General features: G+C 72.1%; 23 protein-coding genes, 5 tRNA genes and 1 pseudogene. 9 read left to right on the top strand and 20 right to left on the bottom strand.

Features of this window, described 5'->3' with window-relative positions; translation table 11 throughout:
• Window positions 1-10: 10 nt before the first annotated feature.
• Window positions 11-1,864 (top strand): HSP90 family protein, encoded by a 1,854-nt coding sequence (locus ABZX30_RS05275; protein WP_355929051.1) that lies wholly within the window; start codon window positions 11-13, stop codon window positions 1,862-1,864.
• A complete protein-coding gene (locus tag ABZX30_RS05280) occupies window positions 1,861-4,815 on the top strand; it encodes a tetratricopeptide repeat protein (protein ID WP_355929054.1) in 2,955 nt (984 codons plus the stop codon). Before ABZX30_RS05275 ends, ABZX30_RS05280 begins: the two co-directional genes overlap by 4 nt.
• 85 nt (window positions 4,816-4,900) lie before the next feature.
• Here ABZX30_RS05280 and ABZX30_RS05285 read toward each other — a convergent pair whose 3' ends face one another.
• Window positions 4,901-6,598: a DAK2 domain-containing protein gene (locus ABZX30_RS05285; protein WP_355929057.1), complete on the bottom strand. Its 1,698-nt coding sequence runs from the start codon at window positions 6,596-6,598 to the stop codon at window positions 4,901-4,903.
• Between the two features lie 259 nt (window positions 6,599-6,857).
• On the opposite strand from ABZX30_RS05285, the gene rpmB reads away from it, so the two are divergent.
• Window positions 6,858-7,043, top strand: a complete 186-nt coding sequence (gene rpmB, locus ABZX30_RS05290; protein ID WP_003993230.1) for a 50S ribosomal protein L28 — start codon at window positions 6,858-6,860, stop codon at window positions 7,041-7,043.
• Between the two features lie 88 nt (window positions 7,044-7,131).
• Here the strand turns inward: rpmB and thiD are convergent, their stop codons facing one another.
• On the bottom strand, window positions 7,132-7,953 hold the full coding sequence (thiD, locus tag ABZX30_RS05295) for a bifunctional hydroxymethylpyrimidine kinase/phosphomethylpyrimidine kinase (RefSeq protein WP_355929060.1): 822 nt from the start codon (window positions 7,951-7,953) through the stop codon (window positions 7,132-7,134).
• Window positions 7,950-8,915: a thiamine-phosphate kinase gene (locus ABZX30_RS05300; protein ID WP_355929063.1), complete on the bottom strand. Its 966-nt coding sequence runs from the start codon at window positions 8,913-8,915 to the stop codon at window positions 7,950-7,952. The genes thiD and ABZX30_RS05300 overlap by 4 nt, the downstream gene beginning before the upstream one ends.
• A 219-nt stretch (window positions 8,916-9,134) precedes the next feature.
• Between ABZX30_RS05300 and ABZX30_RS05305 the strand changes: the two genes are divergently transcribed.
• Together ABZX30_RS05305 and ABZX30_RS05310 are read left to right on the top strand one after the other, a co-directional pair.
• Entirely contained in the window at window positions 9,135-9,368 is a 234-nt protein-coding gene (locus tag ABZX30_RS05305) for an Lrp/AsnC ligand binding domain-containing protein (RefSeq protein WP_351145008.1), read from the top strand.
• A 20-nt stretch (window positions 9,369-9,388) separates the two neighbouring features.
• On the top strand, window positions 9,389-9,904 hold the full coding sequence (locus ABZX30_RS05310; RefSeq protein WP_355929066.1) for a DUF3515 domain-containing protein: 516 nt from the start codon (window positions 9,389-9,391) through the stop codon (window positions 9,902-9,904).
• 21 nt (window positions 9,905-9,925) lie between these two features.
• Here ABZX30_RS05310 and ABZX30_RS05315 read toward each other — a convergent pair whose 3' ends face one another.
• From ABZX30_RS05315 to ABZX30_RS05325, 3 genes are all read right to left on the bottom strand, one after another.
• Window positions 9,926-11,083 (bottom strand): D-alanine--D-alanine ligase family protein, encoded by a 1,158-nt coding sequence (locus ABZX30_RS05315; protein WP_355929068.1) that lies wholly within the window; start codon window positions 11,081-11,083, stop codon window positions 9,926-9,928.
• A 70-nt stretch (window positions 11,084-11,153) separates the two neighbouring features.
• On the bottom strand, window positions 11,154-12,164 hold the full coding sequence (locus ABZX30_RS05320; RefSeq protein ID WP_355929071.1) for an NAD(P)H-dependent glycerol-3-phosphate dehydrogenase: 1,011 nt from the start codon (window positions 12,162-12,164) through the stop codon (window positions 11,154-11,156).
• Complete coding sequence (locus tag ABZX30_RS05325) at window positions 12,161-12,925, bottom strand: lysophospholipid acyltransferase family protein (RefSeq protein ID WP_355929074.1); 765 nt, start codon at window positions 12,923-12,925, stop codon at window positions 12,161-12,163. The genes ABZX30_RS05320 and ABZX30_RS05325 overlap by 4 nt, the downstream gene beginning before the upstream one ends.
• A gap of 208 nt (window positions 12,926-13,133) precedes the next feature.
• On the opposite strand from ABZX30_RS05325, the gene cofC reads away from it, so the two are divergent.
• A complete protein-coding gene (gene cofC, locus ABZX30_RS05330) occupies window positions 13,134-13,772 on the top strand; it encodes a 2-phospho-L-lactate guanylyltransferase (RefSeq protein ID WP_355929076.1) in 639 nt (212 codons plus the stop codon).
• Between the two features lie 9 nt (window positions 13,773-13,781).
• On the top strand, window positions 13,782-14,006 hold the full coding sequence (locus ABZX30_RS05335) for a hypothetical protein (protein ID WP_355929079.1): 225 nt from the start codon (window positions 13,782-13,784) through the stop codon (window positions 14,004-14,006).
• 69 nt (window positions 14,007-14,075) lie between these two features.
• Here the strand turns inward: ABZX30_RS05335 and ABZX30_RS05340 are convergent, their stop codons facing one another.
• The 4 genes from ABZX30_RS05340 to leuC form a co-directional block, all read right to left on the bottom strand.
• Window positions 14,076-14,726, bottom strand: a complete 651-nt coding sequence (locus ABZX30_RS05340; RefSeq protein WP_355929082.1) for an HU family DNA-binding protein — start codon at window positions 14,724-14,726, stop codon at window positions 14,076-14,078.
• 138 nt (window positions 14,727-14,864) lie between these two features.
• A complete protein-coding gene (locus ABZX30_RS05345) occupies window positions 14,865-15,095 on the bottom strand; it encodes a hypothetical protein (protein WP_355929084.1) in 231 nt (76 codons plus the stop codon).
• Between the two features lie 278 nt (window positions 15,096-15,373).
• Window positions 15,374-15,967, bottom strand: coding sequence for a 3-isopropylmalate dehydratase small subunit (gene leuD, locus ABZX30_RS05350; RefSeq protein ID WP_355929087.1), 594 nt, complete (start codon window positions 15,965-15,967; stop codon window positions 15,374-15,376).
• Window positions 15,968-15,973: 6 nt separating this feature from the next.
• Entirely contained in the window at window positions 15,974-17,404 is a 1,431-nt protein-coding gene (gene leuC / locus ABZX30_RS05355; RefSeq protein WP_355929090.1) for a 3-isopropylmalate dehydratase large subunit, read from the bottom strand.
• Window positions 17,405-17,659: 255 nt separating this feature from the next.
• On the opposite strand from leuC, the gene ndgR reads away from it, so the two are divergent.
• Entirely contained in the window at window positions 17,660-18,376 is a 717-nt protein-coding gene (ndgR, locus tag ABZX30_RS05360) for an IclR family transcriptional regulator NdgR (protein WP_355929093.1), read from the top strand.
• Window positions 18,377-18,462: 86 nt separating this feature from the next.
• Here the strand turns inward: ndgR and ABZX30_RS05365 are convergent.
• The 10 genes and pseudogenes from ABZX30_RS05365 to ABZX30_RS05410 all read right to left on the bottom strand — a co-directional run.
• Window positions 18,463-18,576, bottom strand: a pseudogene (locus tag ABZX30_RS05365) (DUF4188 domain-containing protein); the annotation flags it as partial.
• Between the two features lie 119 nt (window positions 18,577-18,695).
• Window positions 18,696-18,768: transfer RNA gene (locus ABZX30_RS05370), tRNA-Glu, on the bottom strand.
• Between the two features lie 28 nt (window positions 18,769-18,796).
• Window positions 18,797-18,868 (bottom strand) — tRNA-Gln (locus tag ABZX30_RS05375).
• A gap of 21 nt (window positions 18,869-18,889) precedes the next feature.
• Window positions 18,890-18,962 (bottom strand) — tRNA-Glu (locus ABZX30_RS05380).
• Between the two features lie 29 nt (window positions 18,963-18,991).
• Window positions 18,992-19,064 (bottom strand) — tRNA-Glu (locus tag ABZX30_RS05385).
• Window positions 19,065-19,103: 39 nt separating this feature from the next.
• Window positions 19,104-19,175: transfer RNA gene (locus ABZX30_RS05390), tRNA-Gln, on the bottom strand.
• Between the two features lie 91 nt (window positions 19,176-19,266).
• On the bottom strand, window positions 19,267-19,998 hold the full coding sequence (locus ABZX30_RS05395) for an HAD family hydrolase (protein ID WP_355929096.1): 732 nt from the start codon (window positions 19,996-19,998) through the stop codon (window positions 19,267-19,269).
• Between the two features lie 123 nt (window positions 19,999-20,121).
• Complete coding sequence (gltX, locus tag ABZX30_RS05400) at window positions 20,122-21,606, bottom strand: glutamate--tRNA ligase (protein ID WP_355929098.1); 1,485 nt, start codon at window positions 21,604-21,606, stop codon at window positions 20,122-20,124.
• Window positions 21,599-22,384: a fumarylacetoacetate hydrolase family protein gene (locus tag ABZX30_RS05405; RefSeq protein ID WP_355929101.1), complete on the bottom strand. Its 786-nt coding sequence runs from the start codon at window positions 22,382-22,384 to the stop codon at window positions 21,599-21,601. Before ABZX30_RS05405 ends, gltX begins: the two co-directional genes overlap by 8 nt.
• A 229-nt stretch (window positions 22,385-22,613) precedes the next feature.
• The gene (locus ABZX30_RS05410) at window positions 22,614-22,802 is read right to left on the bottom strand and encodes a hypothetical protein (protein ID WP_355929104.1); all 189 of its coding nucleotides are present in this window, start codon (window positions 22,800-22,802) and stop codon (window positions 22,614-22,616) included.
• 564 nt (window positions 22,803-23,366) lie between these two features.
• Here ABZX30_RS05410 and ABZX30_RS05415 point away from each other — a divergent pair.
• On the top strand, window positions 23,367-25,854 hold a 2,488-nt coding region (locus tag ABZX30_RS05415), incomplete at its 3' end, for a nitrate- and nitrite sensing domain-containing protein (protein WP_355929107.1).

Raw genomic sequence — 25,854 nt, forward strand, 5'->3', positions numbered from 1 at the left:
CGCTGCGACGATGGACTCCCAGACCCCACAGTCATCCCAGGCATCCCCGTCACCTCACACGTTCCAGGTCGACCTGCGTGGTCTGGTGGACCTGCTCTCCCATCACCTCTACTCCAGCCCCAAGGTCTACCTCCGCGAGCTCCTGCAGAACGCGGTGGACGCCGTCACCGCGCGGCGCGCCGAGCAGCCCGGCGCCCCGGCACGGGTGCGGCTGCACACGGGCTCCGGGACGGGCGCCGCCCTCCGGGTGGAGGACACCGGCGTCGGACTCACCGAGTCGGACGTGCACAGCCTGCTGGCGACCATCGGCCGCAGTTCCAAGCGCGCCGAGGGGCTGCAGGAGGCCCGCTCCGACTTCCTGGGCCAGTTCGGCATCGGCCTGCTGGCCTGTTTCGTCGTCGCCGAGCGCATCCGGGTGGTCAGCCGCAGCGCCCGGACGCCCGACGCACCGCCGGTGGAGTGGACGGCGAGCGACGACGGCTCCTACACGGTGCGCACGCTGCCCCACGAGGCCCGGCCCGAGCCGGGCACCACCGTGCACCTGACCGCGCGGGCCGGCGCCGGGGAGTGGCTCTCGCCGCAGCGCGTCCGGACGCTGGCACGGGACTTCGGTTCGCTGCTGCCCTACGACGTACGGGTGGACGACGAGGCGGTCACCGATCTGCCCGCCGTCTGGGACCGCCCCCACCCCTCCCCCGCCGCCCGCCGGGTGGCCCTGGCCCGGCACTGCCACGAGACCTTCGGCTTCACCCCGCTGGACTCGATCGAGCTCGACGTGCCGCTGGCCGGGATCCGCGGGGTGGCGTACGTGCTGCCGTCAGCGGTCAGCCCCGCCCAGCGCGCCACCCACCGGGTGCACCTGAAGGGCATGCTGCTGACCGAGCGGGCCGAGCAGCTGCTGCCGGACTGGGCGTTCTTCGTGCGCTGCGTCCTGGACACCGACAGTCTCAGGCCCACGGCCTCGCGCGAGTCGCTGTACGAGGACGAGACGCTGGCCGCCGTACGGGAAGCGCTCGGCGAAAGGATTCGGTCCTGGCTGACCGCGCTGGCGGCGGGCGATCCGGAACGGCTGTCGGCCTTCCTCTCGGTGCACCACCTGGGGGTGAAGTCGCTCGCCCGGCACGACAGGGACATGCTGCGCACGATGCTGCCCTGGCTGCCGTTCGAGACGACCGACGGACAGCTGTCCCTGGAGGAGTTCGCGCAGCGCCACCCCGTGGTGCACTTCACGCGCACGGTCGAGGAGTACCGGCAGGTCGCGCCGATCGCCTCCGCGCAGGGCGTCGGCGTGGTCAACGGCGGTTACACCTACGACAGCGAACTGGTCGAGGCGCTGCCGTCGGTGCGCCCGGGGACGGTGGTCGCCGAGCTGGACGCGGACACCGTGACCGCCCACCTGGACGCGGTCGACCCGGCGGAGGAACTGGCCCTGTCCGGCTTCCTGGCCGCGGCGCGGGCGAGACTCGGCCCGCTGGGGTGCGACGTCGTCCTGCGTGCCTTCCACCCCCTCTCGGTTCCCGCGCTGCACCTGGACGACCGGGCCGCCCGGCACGAGCAGGCGCGCGCGGAGGCGGAGTCCCAGGCCGACGACCTGTGGGCGGGCATCCTCGGCTCACTGCGGGGCAGCGCCCCGCGCGCGCGTCTGGTGCTCAACCACCTCAACCCGCTGATCCGGCGGATCGCTTCCCTGAAGGATCCCGAGCTGATCGGCACCGCGACCGAGTCGCTGTACGGGCAGGCGCTGCTGATGGCGCAGCGCCCGCTCAGGCCCGCGGACTCCGCGCTGCTCAACCGCGCGTTCATCGGCCTCCTGGAGTGGGCCACACACGGGGAATCCGCACACGGGGAGGACGGTCACCGATGACCGGGATCACGGACTTCGACGCGCTGCGCCGGGCCATGGCGGAGAACTCCGAACAGCCGGAGGGACCGGCCCGCAACGCGCGCGCGGAGCAGTTGCTCGCCGAGGCGGAGAAGCTGGACGTCCCGCTCGCGGTGATCGAGGCGCTCGGGCACCAGCTGAAGGTCTACAACTACAGCTCCGAGAAGGACAAGATGTTCGTCCCGTTCGCGCGGCTGCTGCGCATGTGGGACGAGCGGCCCGAGGACTTCGACGAGTACGAGACGCACTCGCTGCACTGGGTCTTCAAGTGGGTGTCGGCCGGGATGCTGGACCAGCCGCACGTGCCGCTGGCCTCCATCGAGAAGTGGCTCGGCGAGATGGAGCACCGCTACCGGCTGGCCGGACACTCCGAGCGGGCCGTGCGCAGCGCCGAGTTCAGCGTCGCCGCGCACACCGGCGACCTGGACCGCGCCGAACGGGCCTACGCGGCCTGGCTGGCCGCCGACCGGGACCGGATGGCCGACTGCCACGCCTGCGAGTTGCACGGACAGGGCACGTGGCAGGTCAGGCGCGGCCGGGACACCGAGGCGCTCGACCTGTGGCGGCCGGTCCTGGAGGGCGAGTACAGCTGCGCCCACGAGCCGCACAGCGTCCTCGCCTCCTCCCTCACGCCGCTGCTCCGGCTCGGCCGCGTGGACGAGGCCCGCGCCCACCACCTGCGCGGTTTCCGGCTGGTGCGGCCGATGGAGAGCATGCGCGGCGCGTACGCGGACCATGTGGAGTTCTGCGCGCTCACCGGCAACGAGGCACGCGGCCTGGAACTGCTCGCCGAGCGGCCGGCCTACTTCACCGACACCGGGCATCCGCGCAGCCGCCTGGACTTCATGGCCGTGGTGGCACTGCTCATGGACCGCCTGACCGGGCTGGGGCTCGGCGAGCAGCGGGTCCCGGGGCCGGCCGGGAAGGTGTGGACCGCGCGGGATCTCGCCGCCCACGCGCGCGCGGAGGCCCAGGACCTGGCCGGGCGGTTCGACGTGCGCAACGGCACCTCGTACGTCGGTGACCGGACACGCGAGCGCATGGCTCAGCGCCCGCTGGTGGAACGGCTGCCGCTCGGCGTGCGCACCGCGGCCGCGCCGGCCGCCGTGTCCCGCCCGGCCGCGCCGATCGCACCGGACACGGCCGCGGGCGCGGACGAGCCGGACCTGCCCGCACTGCTGGCCAAGGCCCGGCGGCTGTCGGACTCCCTCCAGCCGCACGCCCTCGACGCGTGGGCGGCGGTCGCCCGGGCCGCCGAGGGCGTGCCGCTGGCGGCCCGGGACCGCGCGGAGATCGTCGATCACGAGGCGATGGGCCGGGGCCCCGAGGGCGTCGCGCTGTTCGAGCGGGCCGCCGAGCTGTACGCGGAGGCGGGCGACGCCGGGGAGGCGCTCGCGGCACGCGCGCGTGCCGCCTACGCCCAGGCCCTGTCGGGCCGGATCGACGAGGCGATCGCGGCGATCGCCGAGCCGTACGACCGGATCCTCGCCCTCTACGCCGAGGACGCCACCGGCGTGCGGCAGACGGCGTCGGTGCTGATGAGCCGGGCGCGGATCCTGATGCGCCGGATGCACGAGGCACCGCGGGACGCCGGGGAGGCGGTCGGGCGGGCGGTGCGGGAACTGCTGGCGCTCGTCGACGGACACGTCGGGGGCGACGTGCGGCTGGCGTCCCGGGCGGCCGAGGCGCGGGCGATGCTGGCGGAGCTCGCGGAGCACTCCGGGGACGCCGAGACGGCGGCGAACCTCTTCCGGCGGGCCACCAGGCAGTTCGTGGAGGCGGGCCTGCCGTGGTTCGCGGTGGAGTACGAGGTCCGGGTGGCCGCCTTCGCCCACGCGCAGGGCGACCTGGCGGAGGCCGAGCGGGCGCTGCGGGCGGCCATGGCGCACGGCGGGCCCCATGTGGAGGCGATCGGCCGGGCCCAGCTGCACCTGCAGCTCGCGGAGGTGGTCGGCGGCCGGGACGACCCGAGGGAGGCGGCGGAGCACGCCCTTGAGGCGGCGCACTGGGCCGACGAGGCGGGCGAGGGCGCCACGCTGGGCGCCTGGGCACGCCACCAGCTGGGCGGCTTCCTGCTGCGGCAGGGGCGGTGCGCGGAGGCCGCCGAGGTGCTGGAGTCGGCGCTGGCCGATCTGACCGCCGAGACACACGGCGACGGCGCGGTGGTGCAGACGCGGTGGTGGCTCGGGGACTGCCTGAGCGAGCTGGGTGAGCACCGGGAGGCCGCCGAGCACCGGCTCAAGGCCGCCGAGATCGCCCGGCACTGGCCCGAGCAGCAGGACCACGCCACCCTCGCCCACCTCGCCGCCGAGTCCCTCGGCCAGGCCGGGCTGCCCGCCGACGCCGACCGGGCCTACGCGCGCGCGGGCGACCTGTGGCGTTCCCTGGGCAACGTCCACGGTCTGGTCCGCAGCCTGCGCGCCCGCGCCTGGCTGGCGCTGCGCACCGGGTCAGGGTCCGGCGGGGCGCGGGAACTCATGGGGGACGCGGTCCGGGAGTGCGCGCGGGCGCTGGAATCGGCCGGCGACGCGGAAGCCGTGGAGCGGCTCACCGCCGAACTCGGTCACACCCACCGGCAGTACGGCGATCTGCTGGCCCGCTCGGCGCCGGAGGACGCCGGGGACGGGGACGGGGACGGGGACGCCGGGGAATCGGCGGGTCGGGCCGCACTGGAGGACGCGCTCGCCCAGATGACGCGGGCGGCGGCGGTGTTCGCCTCGCTCGGCGCGGACGCCCTGCACAGCCGTACCGGCGCGGAGCTGGCCGCAGGCTGGCTGGCGGCGGACCTGGGCCGCCCGGCGGACGCGGCGGCACGCGCGCGTGCGGTGCTGGCGGCGTACGACGGGGTGGGCGCGGAGGACGAGACCGTGCGGGCCCGGCGGACGGAGGCGGAGCAGCTGCTGGGCGCGGTGCCGGCGGACCGGGAGCCGTGAAGGGCGGGCCCCGGACGCCGGCGGCCGGTCCGCCGCGCCTCGCCGCCCGGCCCACCGCCCACTGCGCCCACTGCGCCCACTGCGCTCACTCCACCCCGATGAGCAGCAGCGCCCCCTGCCGCCCGCCCCGGTACACGACCGTGTCCACGGCCAGGTACGCCTCCCGCACGCGTGCCTGAAGGTGCTCGGCGACGGTCTCGGGCGCCTCGTCGCCGAGCACGAGGGTGACCAGTTCGCCGCCGGCCTGGAGCATGCGGTCCAGGACGGCCTCGGCGGTGGCGGTGACATCCGAGCCGATCACCGCCACGTCGCCGTCGACGAGCCCCAGTACGTCGCCGGCCTGACAGATGCCGGCCATGGTCCAGGACTCGTGCTCGGCGACGACGACCTCGGCGTACCGGGTGGCACCCGCCGCCGAGGTCATCTGGACGACGTCCTCGTCGAAGCGGCGGTCCGGCGCGTGCACCGCCAGCGCGGCGATCCCCTGGACCGCCGAGCGGGTCGGGATGAGGGCGACGCGGACCCCCTCCGTGCGGACCTGCTCGGCCGCCGCGGCCGCCGTGTGGCGCAGCTCGGCGTCGTTGGGCAGCAGCACGACCTCGCGCGCGTGGGCGCGGCGCACGGCCTGGACGATCTCCCCGCTGGCGGGCGGCTCCCCGGGCCGGGCGAGCACGGTGGTCGCGCCGGCCTCGGCGTACAGCCCGGCCAGTCCCTCGCCGGGCACGACGGCGACGACGGCGCGCTGGGCCCGCTCCCTGGACGGCGGTTCGGCACCGGTGTGCACGTCCCCGAGCCCGAAGTGGGTGATCCGGATCCGGTGGGGCCGCCCGGCTTCGACACCGGCCTCCACGGCCGCGCCCGCGTCGTCGACGTGCACGTGCACGTTCCACAGCCCGTCGCCGCCGACGACGACGAGGGAGTCCCCGAGCCGGTCGAGCCGCTCGCGCAGCCGGTCCACGGCCGCGTCCTCGGCCTCCAGCAGGTAGATCACCTCGAAGGCGGGCCCGCCGGTCCCGGCGCACCCGACGGCCCCCGCGCGCTCCGCCGCCCCCGCGTGCTCCCCGTCCGCTCCGGCGGGCCGCACGCCCGTGTGGGGCAGCTCCGTGGCGGGCGCCACCGGTGTCTGTCCCGTGAACGTCTCCACCAGCGCCCCGAGGACCGCCACCAGCCCGCTCCCGCCGGCGTCCACCACTCCGGCCCGCTTCAGCACCGCCAGCTGTCCCGGAGTCGCCGCCAGGGCCGCGCGCGCCCCCTCGTGGGCCGCCCGTGCCACGCTCGCGCAGTCCCCCTCGGCCTCCTCGGCGGCGTCGGCGGCGGCCGAGGCGACCGAGAGGACCGTCCCCTCCACGGGGTGGGCCACCGCGCGGCGGGCGGCGTCGGCGGCGTTCCGCAGGGCGAGCCGCAGCCCCTGTCCGTCTGTGTGGGGGGCCTCACCGCCGGCCGCGAGCACCTGTGCCATGCCGCGCAGCAGCTGCGCGAGGATCGTCCCGGAGTTGCCCCGCGCCCCGATGAGCGCCCCATGGGCCATGGCGTGCATGGCGTCGGCCGAGGACGGCCCCGGGCCGCCCTGCGGCTCCACCTCGTAGCCGGTGAACACGGCCTCCACCGCCGTCGCCGCGGACTCCAGGGTCAGATACAGGTTCGTGCCGGTGTCGCCGTCCGCCACCGGGTACACGTTGATCGCGTCGATGTCCTCGCGTGACCGCCCCAGTTCCCGCAGCGCCAGACGGCACCAGGTGCGCACCGCGAGAGCATCGAAGAATGTCTGCGGCACCTGCGGCACCTGCGCCTCCCTGAGCCGGCTGGACGTGCAACGCAGCGTAGACCCCGGACGGGTGCCGGCCGGAAGAGGGCCGGGGCGGGCCCCTGAGCTGCCGTGGTAGTTTCGTTGTACGGGCGCAGTCGTTGTATGCTGCTCCGGTTGCCCGATCCTGATCGGGCCATTCCCCCTGGCAACGCCACTCAAGATCTCAGGTCTTAGGATCTCGATCCCGGCATGCCGGGATCAACCGTAAGTGCATCTGAAGTCTTTGGAGTGACCCGTGGCTGCCAACTGCGACGTCTGCGGCAAGGGGCCGGGCTTCGGCAACAACATCTCGCACTCGCACCGCCGTACGTCCCGCCGCTGGAACCCGAACATCCAGCGTGTGCGTACCGTGGTGGGCGGGACGCCGAAGCGCGTGAACGCTTGCACCTCGTGCATCAAGGCCGGCAAGGTCTCGCGCTGACGCTACAGCTGAGCGCGCGGCCACCGTCTGGTTCGCTGCACAGAGCCGGTCCACCTCACGGTGGGCCGGCTTTTTGCCGTGGCCGCGGTCAGCCGCGCGAGCGCCACCCGTGATCCACGGGCCCGATCCCCGCCCCCAGGGCGAACCCGGCGGCGATGGCGCCCGTGACGTACTCCTTGGCTGCCGTGGCGGCCTCCGGCACGCTCAGCCCCTTCGCCAGCCCCGACGCCAGCGCCGAGGCGAGCGTGCAGCCCGTGCCGTGGGTGTGCCGGTTGCCGTGCCGGGGCGCCCGCAGCCAGTACTCCTCGGTGCCGTCCGTCAGAAGATCCACCGCCTGGCTCCCGCCCGCCCGCACGGACCGGCTCCCAGCGGCCCCGACCAGGTGCCCGCCCTTGATCAGCGCCCACCGCGGCCCGTACTCCAGCACGGCCGCCGCGGCCCGGCGCAGGTCGTCCTCCGACTCGACCCGCACCCCTGTGAGTCGGGTCACCTCGTCGAGGTTCGGGGTCGCCACCGTCGCCGCCGGCAGCAGCTTCCCGCGGACCGACTCCAGCGCGGAGGCCGCCAGCAGCGGATCCCCGTGCTTGGAGACGCCCACCGGGTCCACGACCGCCGGCGCGTCCGTACCGCCGAGCAACTCCGCCACCGCCTCGACCAGTTCGGCCGAGGCCAGCATGCCGGTCTTCACGGCCCCCACACCGATGTCGTCGACGACACTGCGGTACTGGGCCCGCACGGCCGCCACCGGCAGCTCCCAGACGCCCTGCACGCCCAGCGAGTTCTGCGCGGTCACCGCCGTGATCACGCTCATGCCGTGCACACCGAGCGCGAGCATCGTCTTCAGGTCGGCCTGGACGCCCGCGCCCCCGCCGGAGTCCGAGCCCGCCACCGTCAGCACCGTGGGGATCATGAGTCGATGTCCCCGAAGTGGTCCCAGCCGCCCTTGCTCGTCCACGGCGCCCCGTCGACCGTCACCTGGGGCAGCGCCGAGGGGTTGAGGACCTCGCCGATCACCTTCCAGCGGGCCGGCAGCTTCACGTCCGGCGGGAACGTGGCCACGATCGCGTGGTCCTCTCCCCCGGTCAGCACCCACTGCAGCGGGTCCACGCCGACGGCCTGCCCGATGTCGTTCATCTGGCTGGGGATGTCGATGGCGCCGGAGCGGATGTCGATGCGGACCTTGCTGGCCTCCGCGATGTGCCCGAGATCGGCGATCAGCCCGTCGCTCACGTCGCACATGGCGGTGGCGCCCAGCCCGGCGGCGGCCGGACCCGCGTGGTAAGGCGGCTCGGGACGCCGATGGGCCTCCACGAAGGCGCGCGGCGAGCGGAAACCGCGGGCGAGCACCGCGTACCCGGCGGCGGACCAGCCCAGCCAGCCGGTCACCGCGACCAGGTCGCCGGGCTGGGCGCCGGCCCGGGTCACCGGCTCCTGGTTGCGCAGATCGCCGAGCGCCGTGATGGACACCATGATCGTGTCGCCGCGCACCACGTCGCCGCCGACCACGGAGGCGCCCGCGACCTGGCACTCGTCGCGCAGCCCGTCCATCAGCTCGCTCGGCCAGGTGACCGGGAGTTCGGCGGGCACGACCAGGCCGAGCAGCAGCGCGGTCGGTACCGCGCCCATGGCGGCGATGTCCGCGAGGTTCTGCGCGGCCGCCTTGCGGCCCACGTCGTACGCCGTGGACCAGTCGCGGCGGAAGTGCCGCCCCTCGAGGAGGATGTCGGTGCTCGCCACCACCCTGCGGTCGGGGGCGGCGACCACCGCGGCGTCGTCGCCGGGGCCGACCCGGACCGCCGGGGTGGTGGTGAGACGGGAGGTGAGCTCCCGGATGAGCCCGAACTCGCCCAGCTCACCCACAGTGCCCTTCATTGCCCTTCAGCCCCTTCTGTGCCCGGCCGTACGCCTGTCCGTACCCGCTCGCGCGTCATCCTGGTCCCCGCCGCGGCCGAAGTGACCGCCGCCCCCTGTACTGCCCGCACCACGGCGCGTGACGTCGCGGGCCGCGCGGGTCTCCCCGTGGCGACCGGCGACGCGATACCGTGGCGTTCCTTTTCCCCACATGATCCTCGTGGCCGCCCTGGAGGTTCCGTGGTACAGGCGTACATCCTGATCCAGACGGAGGTCGGCAAGGCGTCGGCCGTCGCCGAGACGATCAGCAAGATCCCTGGAGTCATCCAGGCCGAGGACGTGACGGGCCCGTACGACGTCATCGTGCGCGCCCAGGCCGACACCGTGGACGACCTCGGCCGCATGGTGGTCGCGAAGGTCCAGCAAGTGGACGGCATCACCCGCACCCTGACCTGCCCGGTCGTGCATCTGTAGCCCCCGTCTACCCTTGGCCGGTGGACATCTTCCGTCACCGGCTCACCGGCCTGCCCGCGCTCGCCCTGCTGATCGCCGTCGCGGGCTGCTCCTCGAGCGACGACAGCGCCACGGTGGCGGTTCCCAGCCCCGACGCGAAGACCGCGAAGCTGTGCCGGAACCTGCACGAGGTACTGCCGGACAAGGTGGACGGCCGAAAGCGCAGCGACCCCGAACCCCGGTCCGCCCTCACGGCGGGCTGGGGAAGCCCGGCGATCATACTGCGCTGCGGTGTCCGCAGACCGCCCAAGATGATCGACCCGAAGGTGGCCAAGGGCGCCGACCCGGACGCGATCGGCGGCGGGGTCGACGGCGTCGACTGGCTGATGGAGAAGCAGGACGACGGGACGTACCGGTTCACCACGGCCAAGCGTGAGGCGTACGTGCAGGTGACCCTGCCCAAGTCGGTGCCCGGGCAGGACAGCGCCACGGTCCTCGTCGACCTGGCCGCCGCCGTCAAGAAGGCGATCCCCACCGGGATCGCCTCCACCGTCTGACCACCCGAACGCTTCCGGCGACTAGCGCAGCCCGGTCGGCCGCCGCAGCGCCGCCTGCACCAGCCGGTCCACCAACTCGGGGTAGGAGATGCCGGTCGCCCGCCACATCTGCGGGTACATCGAGATGGGCGTGAAGCCGGGCATCGTGTTGATCTCGTTGATCACGAACTCGCCGTCCTCGGTGAGGAAGAAGTCCGCGCGGACCAGGCCCTCGCAGGAGGCCGCCTCGAAGGCCTCCACCGCGAGGCGCCGCACCTCGGCGGTCTCCTCCTCGGTGAGCGGGGCGGGCACGATGCCGGGCGTGGAGTCGATGTACTTCGCCTCGAAGTCGTAGTACGCGTGCGCGTCCGGCGGCGGGATCTCCGCCGGCACGGAGGCGCGCGGGCCGTCCTCGAACTCCAGAACACCGCACTCGATCTCGCGGCCGCGCAGCGCCGCCTCCACGAGGATCTTCGGGTCGTGCCGCTGGGCCTCGGCGACGGCCTCGTCCAGCCCGGCCAGGTCGTCGACCTTGGTGATGCCGATCGACGAACCCGCGCGCGCGGGCTTCACGAACAGCGGCCAGCCGTGCTCACCGGCGAAGTCGATGATCTTCTTGCGGGCGGCGGACTCGTCGCGCTCCCACTCGCGCGGCCGGATCACCACGTACGGGCCCACCTTCAGCCCGAAGGAGGTGAACACCCGCTTCATGTACTCCTTGTCCTGGCCGACGGCCGAGGCGAGCACGCCCGAACCCACGTACGGGACACCGGAGAGCTCCAGGAGGCCCTGGAGGGTGCCGTCCTCGCCGTACGGGCCGTGCAGCACCGGGAAGACCACGTCGACCTCGCCGAGGGCCTTGGGCACCGAACCCGGCTCGCTGTAGACGACCTCCCGGCTGGCGGGGTCGACGGGCAGGACCACGCTGCCCTCGGTGGACTCCGCGAGCTCCTCGACGCTCGGCGTGCGCCGGTCGACGATGGCCATCCGCTCGGGGGCGTCGGCGGTGAGCGCCCAACGGCCGTCCCGGGTGATGCCGATCGGCAGGACGTCGTACTTCGTCCGGTCGATGGCCTTGAGGACGGCACCCGCGGTGACCATGGAGATCCCGTGTTCGGAGCTGCGCCCGCCGAACACGACGGCCACGCGCGGCTTGCGGGGCGGCTGCTCGGGGCTCTGGGGGAGGTTCTCGGTGCTCATATCGCGTTGAGAGTACCCGGTGGTAGGGCCCCGGGGCAGCGGCGGCGGGCCGGGAGAAGCGGGGCGTCGCTCAGCGTCGTTCCGGCTTCGCGCTGCGCGACATCAGCTCCTTCAGGGCGACCACCGGCGGCTTGCCCTCGTGCACGATGCCGACGACCGTCTCGGTGAGGGGCATGTCCACGCCGTGCCGGCGGGCCAGATCCAGCACGGACTCGCAGGACTTGACGCCCTCCGCGGTCTGCCTGGTGACCGCGACGGTCTCCTGAAGGGTCATGCCCTTGCCGAGGTTGGTGCCGAAGGTGTGGTTGCGGGACAGCGGCGAGGAGCAGGTGGCCACCAGGTCGCCCAGGCCGGCGAGGCCCGCGAAGGTCAGCGGATCGGCGCCCAGGGCCGCGCCCAGCCGGGTGGTCTCGGCGAGCCCGCGCGTGATGAGCGAGCCCTTGGCGTTGTCCCCCAGGCCCATCCCGTCGGCGATGCCGACCGCCAGGCCGATGACGTTCTTGACCGCGCCGCCGAGTTCGCAGCCCACCACGTCGGTGTTGGTGTACGGACGGAAGTACGGCGTGTGGCAGGCGGTCTGGAGCCGCCGCGCGACCGCCTCGTCGGTGCAGGCGACCACGGAGGCGGCGGGCATGCGGGCGGCGATCTCACGGGCCAGGTTGGGCCCGGTGACCACGGCGATACGGTCCCGGCCGACCTTGGCGACGTCCTCGATGACCTCGCTCATCCGCATGGCGGAACCGAGTTCGACGCCCTTCATGAGGGAGACGAGGACGGTGTCGGGGGCGAGCAGCGGGGTCCACTCGGCGAGGTTGTCGCGCAGGGTCTGGGAAGGGATCGCGAGTACGGTGAAGTCGGCGCCCCGGACGGCCTCGGCGGGGTCCGCGGTGGCGCGCAGGTTCTCCGGGAGTTCCACACCGGGCAGGTAGTCGGGGTTGATCCGGGTGGAGTTGACCGCTTCGGCGAGTTCGGGGCGACGTGCCCAGAGGGTCACCTCGCAGCCCGCGTCGGCGAGGACCATACCGAAAGCGGTGCCCCACGATCCGGTGCCCATGACGGCGGCCCGAACAGGCTGGCTCACTTGGCGCTCTCCTCTTCCCGGCCGCTCTGCGCCCGCGTCCTGCGCCGCTGCTCGATCCGCTCCCGGCGCGGGTCGTAGGGCTTGTCGGGGGCCTTCTCGCCGCGGATCTCCTCCAGCTGGCGGGTGATGGCCGCCATGATGACCTCGGTGGCCTCCTTCAGCAGCTCCGCGGTCATCTCCTTGTCGTAGAAGCGCGAGAGGTCCACCGGCGGGCCGGCCAGCACGCGGTGGGTCTTGCGCGGCAGCAGGCGGGGCTTCTTGGCGTACGGCGGGAGCAGTTCGTTGCAGCCCCACTGGGCGACCGGGATGACCGGGCACTTGGTCTGCAGCGCCACGCGCGCGGCGCCGGTCTTGCCGGTCATGGGCCAGCCGTCCGGGTCGCGGGTGAGTGTGCCCTCGGGGTAGAAGGCGACGCACTCGCCGCGCTCCACCGCGTCGATCGCGGCCCGGAAGGCGCTGAGCGCGTCGGTGGACTCGCGGTAGACGGGGATCTGCCCGGTACCGCGCATCGCGGCCCCGACGAATCCTTTCTTGAAAAGCCCGCTCTTCGCCAGGAATCGCGGAACCCGTCCGGTGTTGTACTGATAGTGCGCATACCCGAGGGGGTCGGCATGGGAATTGTGGTTCACCGCGGTGATAAATCCGCCCTCGGCCGGAATATGCTCCATTCCGCGCCAGTCCCGCTTGATCAGAACCACCAGCGGCGGTTTGCAGAGCACCGCGGCGAAGCGGTACCAGAAGCCGATTCTGCGGCGGGGCACGCGGACACCTTCCTCTAGGGCCTGTAGGGCTGCCACCAGGGCGGGGAGCCGCACAAGTGTCCCCCCGGGCTGCCGGTCTGTCGAGGACACCGTACGCCCGCCCGTCAACCGGCACCCCCCTTGGGCGGGGCTTCGCGCCCCTCCCGGTGCCCCACGTGCCGGAAGGCCCGGGGGACAATGGGCGCAACGAGTAAGGGACGGTACGTCGGTGCAGTGGACCTTGGTCATACCCCTCAAGCCCCTGGAGCGGGCCAAGAGCAGGCTGGCGGACACCGCTGCCGACGGGCTGCGTCCGGGGCTGGCCCTCGCGTTCGCCCAGGACACGGTGGCCGCCGCGCTCGCCTGCCCCGCGGTGACGGATGTGGCGGTCGTCACCGACGACGCCCTGGCCGGCCGTGAGCTGGCCGCGCTGGGCGCCCACATCGTCCCCGACGAGCCGGGCAGCGGTCTGAACGCCGCCCTGACGCACGCCGCCGCCGTCGTACGGGCATCGCGTCCGAAAAGCCCGCTCGCGGCCCTGAACGCCGATCTGCCGGCCCTGCGGCCGCTGGAATTGGCCCGGGTCCTGTCGGCGGCCTCGGAATTCCCCCGTGCTTTTCTCCCCGACGCGGCCGGGGTCGGCACCACCCTGCTGGCCGCGGTCGCCGACCGGGAATTGCGTCCCGCTTTCGGCCCTGGTTCCCGTCTGCGGCACCGTACGTCCGGCGCCGCGGAACTGCTGCTCGACGCGGTGGATTCGGTACGCCAGGACGTGGACACCGGCGAGGACCTGCGGGCGGCACTGGCCCTCGGGGTGGGCCCGCGCACGGCGGCCGCGACCGCGCGGCTGCTGACTCCCGGGCAGTAGGCTGCCGGCATGCAGGCGACCGCGTACACGTACGATCCCGAGACCCGCAGCGGGCAGGTGCTGCTCGACGACGGCACCCCGGTGGCCTTCGACGCGCCGGCGTTCGACGCGGGCGGGCTGCGGCTGCTGCGGCCCGGGCAGCGGGTGCGGATCGAGACGGAACCGGCGGTGACGTCACCCGAGGGCGCGGAGGCGGGCCCGCGGATCACGCTGGTGACGCTGCAGACCTTCTGAGAACGCGCCGCGGGCCGGGCTCCCCAGGGGAGTCCGGCCCGGCGTGTGAGTGCCCTGTGCCCTCACGCCTCAGCGGGAGGTGGCCTTCTTGGCGGTGGTCTTGCGCGCGGACGACTTCTTGGCCGGGGCCTTCGTGGCCGTGGCCTTCTTCGCCGGCGCGCTCGTGGCCGTGGTCTTCTTGGCGGCGGCCTTGGTGCCCGCCGTCTTCTTGGCGGCCGCGGTGGTCTTGGCGGTCGCCTTCTTCGCCGTGGTCTTCTTGGCGGCGGCCGTGGTCTTCTTCGCGGCGGCCGTCGTCTTCCTCGCCGCGGCCTTCTTCGCCGTCGGGGCGGCCTTCTTGGCCGTGGTCTTCTTGGCGGCGGCCTTCTTGACCGTGGCCGCGGCGCCGCCGGTCAGGCTGCCCTTCGGTGCCTTCTTGACGGCCACCTCGCCGCCGCGCGGCAGCTTCTTCGAGCCGCTCACCAGGTCCTTGAAGCCCTGACCGGCACGGAAGCGCGGCACGGAGGTCTTCTTGACACGAACCCGCTCGCCCGTCTGGGGGTTGCGGGCGTAGCGGGCGGGGCGGTCCACCTTCTCGAAGGACCCGAAGCCGGTGACCGAGACCCGGTCTCCGCCGACGACCGCTCGGACGATGGCGTCCAGGACCGCGTCGACAGCATCGGCGGCCTGCTGGCGGCCGCCCATCTTGTCGGCAATCGCTTCTACGAGCTGCGCCTTGTTCACGTCTTCCCCTTCGGAGACATCGCCAGAACGAAAGTGTTCAAGCTTTTTCGCACGTTAGGCAGATATATACCGCAAATCAAACACGAAACGGGCTAATCACCCTTGTGCCGCAACGGACTCGGCGAGTTCTGATCTTGTTCAGCGGCCCTCTTCGGGGATGCGCCCCTCGTCGAGGTCCGCGGTGAACCGATCGAGCCGCCTTGCCGCGTCGGCGAGATCGTGCTTGGCCGCGGCCGTAATGACCAGCAGCTTCCGGGTCAGCGCCATCCGTACGCCCTCCGGGACTTGCAGTGCGCGCACCCTTGAGTGCGCTTCCTTGAGTTGGTCCGCGACCGCCGCATAGAGCTGGAGTTGGCCGTCGTGTTCCATGCACAGATTGTGCCATCTGGGGCGAGTTGTCGCCTGCCCAGGGTGCAACTAGCGCCCCGGGAGGCCTTCCCGGCTCCCCCGGAGGCCTCCCTCCCACAACCCGCATACCCCGGCAACCACCTGCGTAACGTGGGAGGTTGGCGGTCGTGCCGGAGCGGAGCGGGGCCGTTCGGGTGCAGATACGGCTGTACCCCCGATCGTGGTGATCGGGGGTACAGCCGGGGTGTTGGGGTGGCCGAAACTCGACCCTCTTCAGTTGGTTCAGACCTTCAGCTGGTTCAGACCTGCAGCGTCCGCGGCTTGTACGACGGGCGCTTCGCCTCGTACTCGGCGATGTCGGCCTCGTTCTGGAGCGTGATGGAGATGTCGTCCAGCCCGTTCAGCAGCCGCCAGCGGGAGTTCTCGTCCAGCTCGAAGGAGGCGGTGATGCCCGCCGCGCGCACCTCACGCGCCTCAAGGTCCACAGTGACCTCAGCCGTGGGGTCCTGTTCCGTCAGCTCCCACAGAGCGTCCACGACCTTCTGGTCGAGGACCACGGTCAGCAGTCCGTTCTTCAGCGAGTTGCCGCGGAAGATGTCGGCGAAGCGGGAGGAGATCACCGTCTTGAAGCCGTAGTTCTGCAGCGCCCAGACGGCGTGCTCGCGCGAGGAGCCGGTGCCGAAGTCGGGGCCGGCCACCAGGACCGTCGCGCCCTGCCGCTCGGGGCGGTTGAGCACGAACTCCGGGTCCTTGCGCCAGGCCTCGAACAGCCCGTCCTCGAACCCGTCCCGGGTCACCTTCTTGAGCCAGTGAGCAGGGATGATCTGGTCGGTGTCGACGTTGCTGCGGCGCAGCGGGACGGCCCGGCCGGTGTGCGCGGTGAATGCTTCCATGACTGATCAGACTCCAGCGGGCGTGCGGGGGGCGGTGTCGGACAGGTCGGCCGGGGAGGCCAGGTGGCCCAGGACCGCCGTGGCGGCCGCGACCTGCGGCGACACCAGGTGGGTACGGCCGCCCTTGCCCTGCCTGCCCTCGAAGTTGCGGTTGGAGGTGGAGGCGGAGCGCTCACCCGGGGCCAGCTGGTCGGGGTTCATGCCCAGACACATCGAGCAGCCCGCGTGCCGCCACTCGGCGCCGGCCTCCTTGAAGACCACGTCCAGGCCCTCGGAGACGGCCTGGAGCCCGACCCGTGCGGAGCCGGGCACGACCAGCATCCGTACGCCGTCGGCGACTTTGCGGCCCTTCAGCAGCTCGGCGGCGGCGCGCAGGTCCTCGATGCGGCCGTTGGTGCAGGAGCCTACGAAGACGGTGTCCACCGTGATGGAGCGCAGCGGCTGGCCGGCCTCCAACCCCATGTACTCCAGGGCCTTTTCGGCGGCGAGGCGCTCCGAAGCGTCTTCGTACGAAGCAGGGTCGGGGACGGACGCCGAAAGCGGCGCGCCCTGGCCGGGGTTGGTGCCCCAGGTGACGAACGGCGACAGTTCGGCGGCGTTGATGACGACCTCGGCGTCGAACTCGGCGTCCTCGTCGGTCCGCAGCGTCTTCCAGTACGCGACGGCCGCGTCCCAGTCCTCGCCCTCGGGGGCGTGCGGGCGGCCCTTGAGGTACTCGAAGGTGGTCTCGTCCGGGGCGATCATGCCCGCGCGGGCGCCGGCCTCGATCGACATGTTGCAGATGGTCATCCGGGCCTCCATCGAGAGCTTCTCGATGGCCGGGCCGCGGTACTCCAGGATGTAGCCCTGGCCGCCACCCGTGCCGATCCTGGCGATGATCGCCAGGATGAGGTCCTTGGCGGTGACGCCCTCGGGCAGTTCGCCGTCGACCGTGATCGCCATGGTCTTCGGGCGGGCCAGCGGCAGCGTCTGGGTGGCCAGCACGTGCTCCACCTGGGAGGTGCCGATGCCGAACGCCAGCGCGCCGAAGGCGCCGTGCGTGGAGGTGTGCGAGTCGCCGCAGACGACCGTGGTACCGGGCTGCGTCAGGCCGAGCTGCGGGCCGACGACGTGCACGACGCCCTGCTCGACATCGCCCAGCGGGTGCAGCCGGACGCCGAACTCGGCGCAGTTCTTGCGCAGCGTCTCCAGCTGGGCCCGGGAGACCGGGTCCGCGATGGGCTTGTCGATGTCGAGGGTCGGGGTGTTGTGGTCCTCGGTCGCGATGGTGAGGTCGAGGCGGCGCACCTGGCGGCCGCTGAGCCGGAGGCCGTCGAAGGCCTGCGGGCTGGTCACCTCGTGCAGCAGGTGCAGATCGATGTAGAGGAGGTCGGGCTCGCCCTCGGCGCGCCGGACGACATGGTCGTCCCAGACCTTCTCCGCGAGTGTCCTACCCATCGCTTTCCCTCCGGCCGGCAAAGGTGCACCGGCCCAACTAGAGATCTTTGAGGAGACGGCTGGCGCCCCCATTTTCTTGCTCGTTCGCCTCCGGGCCGCCGAGAGCCGGCGCAGCCCTTCGGCTCACTCGCCGGCCCCGGGCACGGGCGTTTGCCGCCGGACCCGTCGGTCAGCGGGCCGTTGTGTGTTCAAGGGTGTCGCAGTCCACGGAAAATTGAACTTGCGTTTCACAGAGTGAGACGCGAGTATCGTTGCATGGACAACAGTAGCGGCGTCGGCGTTCTGGACAAGGCAGCCCTTGTCCTGAGCGCTCTGGAGTCCGGTCCGGCCACCCTCGCGGGTCTGGTCGGGGCCACCGGACTGGCACGACCCACGGCCCACCGGCTGGCCGTGGCACTGGAACACCACCGTATGGTGGCGCGCGACATGCAGGGCCGTTTCATCCTCGGCCCGCGGCTGGCCGAGCTGGCCGCGGCGGCGGGCGAGGACCGCCTGCTGGCCACGGCGGGACCGGTGCTCACCCACCTCAGGGACATCACCGGCGAGAGCGCCCAGCTCTACCGTCGCCAGGGTGACACGCGCATCTGCGTGGCCGCGGCGGAACGCCTGTCCGGCCTGCGGGACACGGTGCCGGTCGGCTCCACGCTGACCATGAAGGCCGGCTCCTCGGCGCAGATCCTGCTCGCCTGGGAGGAGCCCGAGCGGCTGCACCGCGGGCTGCAGGGCGCCCGCTTCACGGCGACGGCCCTGTCGGGCGTGCGCCGGCGCGGCTGGGCCCAGTCCATCGGCGAGCGCGAGCCGGGCGTGGCCTCCGTCTCCGCGCCCGTGCGCGGCCCCTCCAACCGCGTGGTGGCCGCGGTGTCCGTCTCCGGACCCATCGAGCGCCTGACGCGCCACCCGGGCCGTATGCACGCCCAGGCGGTCATCGACGCCGCCGCCCGCCTCTCCGAGGCCCTGCGCCGCTCGGGCTGACCGCCCGCGGCACGTGACCGGACGGCCGGGCCCGCCTCAACGCCGCGGCAGGCCCGCCCCCGTCCGTCTCCCGCGCCCGATCGCTCTCACGTCTCCCGCGACGCCGCGGCCTTCTGCGACCGGTGGGCGAAGCGGTCCCGCGCCCGCCTCCCCCGCCGCTCCAGCGGCACCTGCCCGTGGGCGGCGGCGAGCCCGAACGCCGATCGAGCCGGTGCTCCAGGCGCTGCACCGGCTGGCACAGGAGGAGGAGTCGGCCCGGCGTTACGGCTTCGGGTGAACGCCGAAGGCCCTCCACCGAGTGGAGGGCCTTCGGAACGCGTACCCCCGACCGGATTCGAACCGGCGCTACCGCCTTGAGAGGGCGGCGTGCTAGGCCGCTACACAACGGGGGCGAGGATCTTGCGTCTCCGCAGATCCGAGCTGGTCTACCTGGACTCGAACCAAGACTAACTGAACCAGAATCAGTCGTGCTGCCAATTACACCATAGACCAATGATGGTTTAGACCAGTCAGTACCCCCGACCGGATTCGAACCGGCGCTACCGCCTTGAGAGGGCGGCGTGCTAGGCCGCTACACAACGGGGGCCCTAGCGATCCCGACAGGATCAGGATCAGTACCCCCGACCGGATTCGAACCGGCGCTACTGCCTTGAGAGGGCAGCGTGCTAGGCCGCTACACAACGGGGGCTTTGCGGATGTGTTCCGCGGTGCGGATGAGCTCCGCGAGCTGGCCTACCTGGACTCGAACCAAGACTAACTGAACCAGAATCAGTCGTGCTGCCAATTACACCATAGGCCACTGGAACGCAAGCCCCTGAGGGGATCTTGTTCTAGTTCGCTCCCCCGGTTACCGGCCTCTCGGCCCGCTCCCCGGCGGCGCAGGAAGAACATTACCCGAAGGTGGACGGGGCTCCAAAACGACTATCCGGAGCGAGCAGCGCGGGGAGTTCGGCGAGGGACTCGATCCGGTGGCGTCCGGGCAGGATGTCGCCCGCCGCGTACGCGCCGGCCCGGTCGATCCATACGGAGCGCAGCCCCGCCTCGGCCGCGCCGCGCCAGTCGATCTCCGGGTGGTCGCCCACGTACACCACCTCGTGCGGGGCCAGGTCGAGCGCGTCGCAGGCCGCCAGGAACGCCCCGGCCTCCGGCTTGGAGACGCCGAGCTCGGCGGCGCACAGGACGGCCTCGAAACGGTCGCGCACCCCGAGGGCACGCAGTTTCCGCTCCTGTACGTGGATGCTCGAGTTGGACAGCACGGCATGCCGGTAGCCGGCGGCGAGGGCGTCCAGGACGGGCAGCACGTCCGGGAACAGCTCCCAGACGGCCTCGTAGTGACCGATGTAACGCTCGAACCAGGCGTCGGCCTCCGCGTCGGTCAGCTCCTCCCCCAGGAAGACCCGTACGCGGTCGCGGCGCTGGCCCTCGAAGGAGATCTCCCCGGCGGAGAACCGGGCCCACTGCGCATCGGTGGCCTCCCGCCACCTGGCGAGGGCCTGCTCGACGCTCTCGTACCCGTCGAGCAGCCCCTCCGCCGCCAGATGCGCCCGCATGCCGGCCCGGTCCGCGGTGGTGTAGTCGAAGAGGGTGTCGTCGATGTCCCAGACCACGGCGCGGATGCTCATGCCCCGACGGTAACCCGGGGACGCGGCGCGCGGGCCGGTTTCCGCGGTGCCGGACGCGGCGCCGGACGCGGTGAGGGGCGGCACCCGCAGTTCCGGGTGCCGCCCCTCACCGCGTCGCGTCGGTCATGCCGCCAGTTTCGCCAGTGCGGCGTCGATGCGGGCCAGTGTGCCGTCCTTGCCCAGGATCTCCAGGGACTCGAAGAGGGGCAGGCCCACGGTACGGCCGGTGACGGCCACCCGCACGGGGGCCTGGGCCTTGCCGAGCTTGAGGCCGTGGGCCTCGCCGGCGGCCAGGACGGCCTCCTTCAGGGACTCCGCCGAGGTCCAGTCGGCCGACTCGAGCTTCTCGCGGGCGGTGCGGAGCAGGTCGCCCGCGCCTTCCTTCATCGCCTTCGCCCAGCTCGCCTCGTCGAGGGCCGGCTCGGGGAGGAAGAGGAAGTCGACGTTGTCGGTGATCTCCGAGAGGACCTTGAGCCGGGTCTGCGCGTGCGGGGCGATCGCCTGCCACTTCGCCTCGTCGAAGTCCTCCGGCGCCCAGGGGGCGAACGGGGCCTGGAGCCACGGGCGGCAGCGCTCCGTGAAGTCCTTCACATCCAGCAGACGGATGTGGTCGGCGTTGATCGCCTCGGCCTTCTTCAGGTCGAAGCGGGCCGGGTTGGGGTTCACGTCCTCGATGTCGAAGGCCGCGACCATCTCGCCGACGGTGAAGACGTCCTGGTCGGCGGAGAGCGACCAGCCGAGCAGGGAGAGGTAGTTGAGCAGCCCCTCGGGCAGGAAGCCGCGCTCCCGGTAGAGGTTGAGGGACGACTGCGGGTCGCGCTTGGAGAGCTTCTTGTTGCCCTCGCCCATGACGTACGGCAGGTGGCCGAAGTGCGGGGTCCGCTTGGCGATGCCCAGTTCGGTCAGCGCCTTGTAGAGCGCGATCTGGCGCGGGGTGGAGGAGAGCAGGTCCTCGCCGCGCAGGACGTGGGTGATCTCCATCAGGGCGTCGTCCACCGGGTTGACCAGCGTGTACAGCGGGGCGCCGTTCGCCCGGACGATGCCGTAGTCCGGGACGTTCTCCGGCGTGAAAGTCAGCTCGCCGCGGACCAGGTCGGTGAAGGTGATCGTCTCGTCGGGCATGCGGAAACGGACGATCGGGGCGCGGCCCTGGGCCTGGTACTCCTCGATCTGCCCGGCGGTCAGGGCGCGGCAGTGGCCGTCGTAGCCGGAGGGCTTGCCGGCGGCGCGGGCGGCCTCACGGCGGGTGTCCAGCTCCTCCTGGGAGCAGTAGCAGTGGTAGGCGTGGCCGGTCTCGAGGAGCTTGGCCGCGACGTCCTTGTAGAGGTCCATGCGCTGCGACTGGCGGTACGGCGCGTGCGGGCCGCCGACCTCGGGGCCCTCGTCCCAGTCGAAGCCCAGCCAGCGCATCGCCTCGAGCAGCTGGTGGTAGGACTCCTCGGAGTCGCGGGCGGCGTCGGTGTCCTCGATGCGGAAGACCAGCGTGCCCTCGTGGTGCCGGGCGAACGCCCAGTTGAACAGGGCGGTGCGGACCAGGCCCACGTGAGGGTTGCCGGTGGGCGAGGGACAGAAACGGACGCGGACGGAAGAGGCGGGTGCGCTAGCCACGCTTGACAACCTTGTTGGTGAGAGTGCCGATGCCTTCGATGGTGACGGCGACCTCGTCGCCGACGTTCAGGGGGCCGACCCCTGCCGGGGTGCCGGTGAGGATCACGTCGCCGGGGAGCAGCGTCATGGCCTCGGTGATGTTGACGACCAGGTCCTCGATGGAGTGGATCATCTCGCTCGTGCGGCCCAGCTGGCGCTGTTCGCCGTTGACCGTGAGCTGGACGGTCAGGTCGGACGCGGTGGCGAGGTCCAGGCCGGTCTCGACCCAGGGGCCGAGCGGGCAGGAGGTGTCGAAGCCCTTGGCCCGGGCCCACTGCTTCTCCCGCTTCTGGACGTCGCGGGCGGTGACGTCGTTGGCGCAGGTGTAGCCGAGGATCACGTCCTGGACGCGCTCGCGGGGCACCTCGCGGCACATGCGGCCGATCACCACGGCCAGCTCGGCCTCGTGGTGGAGCTCCTGGGAGAAGGGCGGGTACTGGATGTCGTCGCCGGGGCCGATCACCGAGGTGGAGGGCTTGAAGAAGGCGAACGGGGCGTCGGGCACCTCGTTGCCGAGTTCACGCGCGTGCTCGGCGTAGTTGCGGCCGAAGGCCACGACCTTGTTGGGGAGCACCGGGGGCAGCAGCCTGACCTTGCTGACCGGCACCTTCGTGCCGGAGAGTTCGTAGTCCGCGAACGGGATGCCCTTGATGATGTCGAGGACGAGTTCGTCCTGCCTGTCGCCCTCGACCGCGCCGAAGGCGACGTTCCCGTCGATGGAGAATCTGGCGATGCGCACGGGATCCTTGCGCCCCTTAACTTTCGGTGACCGAGCCGGCCGGAGTCTGACGCTCCAGGCTAACGCGGAAGAGGCCCGGGACCTCGCCCATCAAGAAGGGCGCCCCCGGTGGCGGGGCGCCCTTCCGTCGTTCCGTGCGCTTGTGTTCCGTGCGCTGTGCTCGTGTTCCGTGCGCTTCGCGCGGCCGGGGCAGAGCATCCGGCGGCCGGGGTGCGTACTAATGCGCGATCTACTGTGCGGCGGAGGTCCCGGCCGGGACCTCGGTGAGGATGGTGCGCCTGGGGTTGGCGGTCTGGGCCGGCAGGTCGACGGAGTGTTCCGGCTGCTCCGGGGTCCGCAGTTCCTCGGCGTCCTCGAGGTGCGCCAGAGTCGTGCGCCGCGGGTTGGCTATGGTGCGGAACATCATCGTCGTCTTCACGGTTGTCGTACGCCCTGTTCGTGTTGTCGTGGTTGCCGTATTTGTAAAGCGCCAGGCTAAGCACGCGATTCCCCAGCGGAGTTGCGAAGTACTCATGACCAATGTGTGAGTTTGCTCACGACCGTGAAGACAATCCGGTCAATCGGGACCCACACCCCCTGCCCGCGAAACGGACATTGGTCACCTGAAGCCCTCATTCCGCTCCTGATCATGGCGACTGGGACACCGGCACCCTCCCGGCGATTCGCCGGGGTTGGTCCGCTTTGCCCGAGAACGGGCCGCACGGCTGGTGATACGGCGCTCACGTCCTGTCACGGAGGTCACAGCTCGGCCCCGGCTCTTGTTGGAGATCCTGCACTGTGCTGGAATTCCACGGACCGCCGCGGGTATCGAGCCGGCGCACAAGGGGGCGCGACGCAGCGCCGAGAGTGGCGGGGAGATAGGGGGAGCCAGCGCCGGTCACTCGACCACCCAGGGGGGCGTATTCAGGGCGTTCCCCACAACGCCGACACCGTGTCCTTCCGTTCACGCGGAGGGGTGCCTGGTCCAGAGGTTGCGACGCTAGTGCAGGGACGTTTCAAGAGGGATGGCAGTGCTTCGGCGGAGCCGGAGCCGCACGGCGGGACTGCCCCCAGCAATGGCAGCTCCTCGCCCCAGCACGCCCATAACCCGGGCCCGGCTCCGTCCGGCGACGGCGGTGAGCGCTCCGGGCGCCACGGCGCGCCGGCACCTTCCGGACCGCCGGGCCCCGCTCCCGCGATCAAGCCCGCCAAGGGACCGGGCGGCCCCGGCTCGCGCGTGGCCCTGCGCAACTGGCGCATCTCCACACGCCTGGTGTCGCTGCTCGCGCTCCCCGTGGTCGCCGCGACCTCGCTCGGCGCGCTGCGCATCAGCCAGAACGTGGACGACATCCAGCAGCTCGACAACATGAAGCTGCTGACGGACATGACCAAGCAGGCCACCGAGCTGGCCCAGGCGCTCCAGGACGAGCGCGATCAGTCCGCGGGCCCGCTGGCACACGGCGCCAGCACCACCGACGACTTCACGGTCAAGGGTCTGTGGCAGAAGACCGACCACGCCAAGGAGAACTTCGAGAACGCCTCGGAGCAGATCGACGACGCCAGCAAGAACGGCCAGCTCCAGGGCGTCCGTGACGCCCTCGTCGGCATCGCCGGACAGCTGGACGACCTGGCCAAGATCCGCAAGGCCGCGTACCAGTCCAAGAACAACTCCACGCAGACCGTCGAGTCCTACCACCGCCTGATCACCCAGCTGATCGACCTCTCGCAGGACATGGCGGAGGCCTCCAGCAACCCCGAGATGATCTCGCGCACCCGCGCCCTGGCGGCGTTCTCCACCGCCAAGGAGTACGCGTCCGTACAGCGCGCGGTCATCGCCGCGGCCCTGCCCGAGACCAACGCGACCTCCGGTCACCTCTCCGACAACGACCGGCTGTACGCGCAGTCGGCGCAGAGCAGCGAGGAGTCCGAGCTCACCATCTTCAGGAAGATCTACGCGGACCAGAATCCCGAGGAACTCCTGAAGCCCATCGACGACGGCAACGCGACCATCGAGTCCGCGGACACCTACGCCAACCGCGCCCTGAGCAGCGCGGACGGGCTCGCCGAGCTCCAGAAGCGGTCCTACCTCGACTGGGTCGACGAGAGCACGACCAAGATCGAGCAGATGAAGAAGATCGAGCACACGCTGCTCGAGGACATGGAGCAGAAGGCCCGCGAGCTGCGCTCCGCCTCCGAGCGCGAGGCGATCATCTCCGGTGCGCTGATCCTGCTGGTGCTCGGCGTCTCCCTGGTCGGCGCCTTCGTCGTGGCCCGCTCCATGATCCGCTCGCTGCGCCGCCTCCAGGAGACCGCCACCAAGGTCGCCCAGGACCGCCTGCCCGAGCTGGTCAAGCAGCTTTCCGAGTCCGACCCGCAGGACGTCGACACCTCCGTCGAGTCGGTCGGTGTGCACTCCAAGGACGAGATCGGCCAGGTGGCCGCGGCCTTCGACGACGTGCACCGCGAGGCGGTCCGCCTCGCCGCCGAGCAGGCCCTGCTGCGGGGCAACGTCAACGCGATGTTCACCAACCTCTCGCGCCGCTCCCAGGGCCTCATCCAGCGTCAGCTCTCGCTCATCTCCGAACTGGAGTCCCGCGAGGCCGACCCGGACCAGCTGTCCTCGCTGTTCAAGCTGGACCACCTCGCGACCCGTATGCGCCGTAACGGCGAAAACCTCCTCGTCCTCGCCGGTGAGGAGCCCGGCCGCCGCTGGACCCGCCCGGTCCCGCTGGTCGACGTGCTCCGCGCCGCCGCGTCCGAGGTGGAGCAGTACGAGCGCATCGAGCTGGCCTCGGTGCCGACCACCGAGGTCGCCGGCCGCGTCGTCAACGACCTCGTGCACCTGCTCGCCGAGCTGCTCGAGAACGCGACCTCCTTCTCCTCACCGCAGACCAAGGTCAAGGTCACCGGTCACGCGCTGCCCGACGGCCGCGTCCTGATCGAGATCCACGACACCGGTATCGGCCTCTCCCCCGAGGACCTCGCGGCGATCAACGAGCGGCTCGCCTCGCCGCCCACCGTGGACGTGTCGGTGTCCCGCCGCATGGGTCTGTTCGTGGTCGGCCGGCTGTCCCAGCGGCACGGCATCCGCATCCAGCTCCGCCCGTCCGACTCCGGTGGCACGACCGCGCTGGTCATGCTCCCCGTGGACGTGGCCCAGGGCGGCAAGAAGCCCGCTCCCGGCAAGCCCGGCGCCCCCTCCGCGGGCGGCCCGGCGGCCGCGCAGGCCGCCGCCGGTGCGGCCGCGGCGCGACGCAACAACGGCCAGAGCAACGGCGGTTCGCCCGGCGCGGGTGCCCCCGGTGGCGCGCTCGGCGGCGGTGCCTTCGGCGCGGGCGCGCCCGGTGGCGCGCTCGCCGGCGGTGCGCCCTCGGGCGGCGGACGCCTGGGTGCCGGTCCCGGCGCGCGCCCTCGCGCGGTGTCTCCCCGTCGTCCGACTCGACGGTGCCGCCCGGCAGGGCCCAGCCCTCGCGGTAGTTCGGCTCGACGAG

Origin of the sequence: Streptomyces sp. NPDC004542, assembly GCF_040610035.1 — a bacterium.
GTDB lineage: Bacteria > Actinomycetota > Actinomycetes > Streptomycetales > Streptomycetaceae > Streptomyces.

What these genes read in the sequence shown, in the direction of transcription:
- ABZX30_RS05275 (WP_355929051.1), top strand. Translation starts at nt 11, where the DNA reads ATGGACTCCCAGACCCCACAGTCATCCCAGGCATCCCCGTCACCTCAC.
- ABZX30_RS05280 (WP_355929054.1), top strand. Translation starts at nt 1,861, where the DNA reads ATGACCGGGATCACGGACTTCGACGCGCTGCGCCGGGCCATGGCGGAG.
- thiD (WP_355929060.1), bottom strand. Translation starts at nt 7,953, where the DNA reads ATGATCCCCACGGTGCTGACGGTGGCGGGCTCGGACTCCGGCGGGGGC.
- ABZX30_RS05300 (WP_355929063.1), bottom strand. Translation starts at nt 8,915, where the DNA reads ATGAAGGGCACTGTGGGTGAGCTGGGCGAGTTCGGGCTCATCCGGGAG.
- ABZX30_RS05315 (WP_355929068.1), bottom strand. Translation starts at nt 11,083, where the DNA reads ATGAGCACCGAGAACCTCCCCCAGAGCCCCGAGCAGCCGCCCCGCAAG.
- ABZX30_RS05335 (WP_355929079.1), top strand. Translation starts at nt 13,782, where the DNA reads ATGCAGGCGACCGCGTACACGTACGATCCCGAGACCCGCAGCGGGCAG.
- ABZX30_RS05345 (WP_355929084.1), bottom strand. Translation starts at nt 15,095, where the DNA reads ATGGAACACGACGGCCAACTCCAGCTCTATGCGGCGGTCGCGGACCAA.
- leuD (WP_355929087.1), bottom strand. Translation starts at nt 15,967, where the DNA reads ATGGAAGCATTCACCGCGCACACCGGCCGGGCCGTCCCGCTGCGCCGC.
- leuC (WP_355929090.1), bottom strand. Translation starts at nt 17,404, where the DNA reads ATGGGTAGGACACTCGCGGAGAAGGTCTGGGACGACCATGTCGTCCGG.
- ndgR (WP_355929093.1), top strand. Translation starts at nt 17,660, where the DNA reads ATGGACAACAGTAGCGGCGTCGGCGTTCTGGACAAGGCAGCCCTTGTC.
- ABZX30_RS05395 (WP_355929096.1), bottom strand. Translation starts at nt 19,998, where the DNA reads ATGAGCATCCGCGCCGTGGTCTGGGACATCGACGACACCCTCTTCGAC.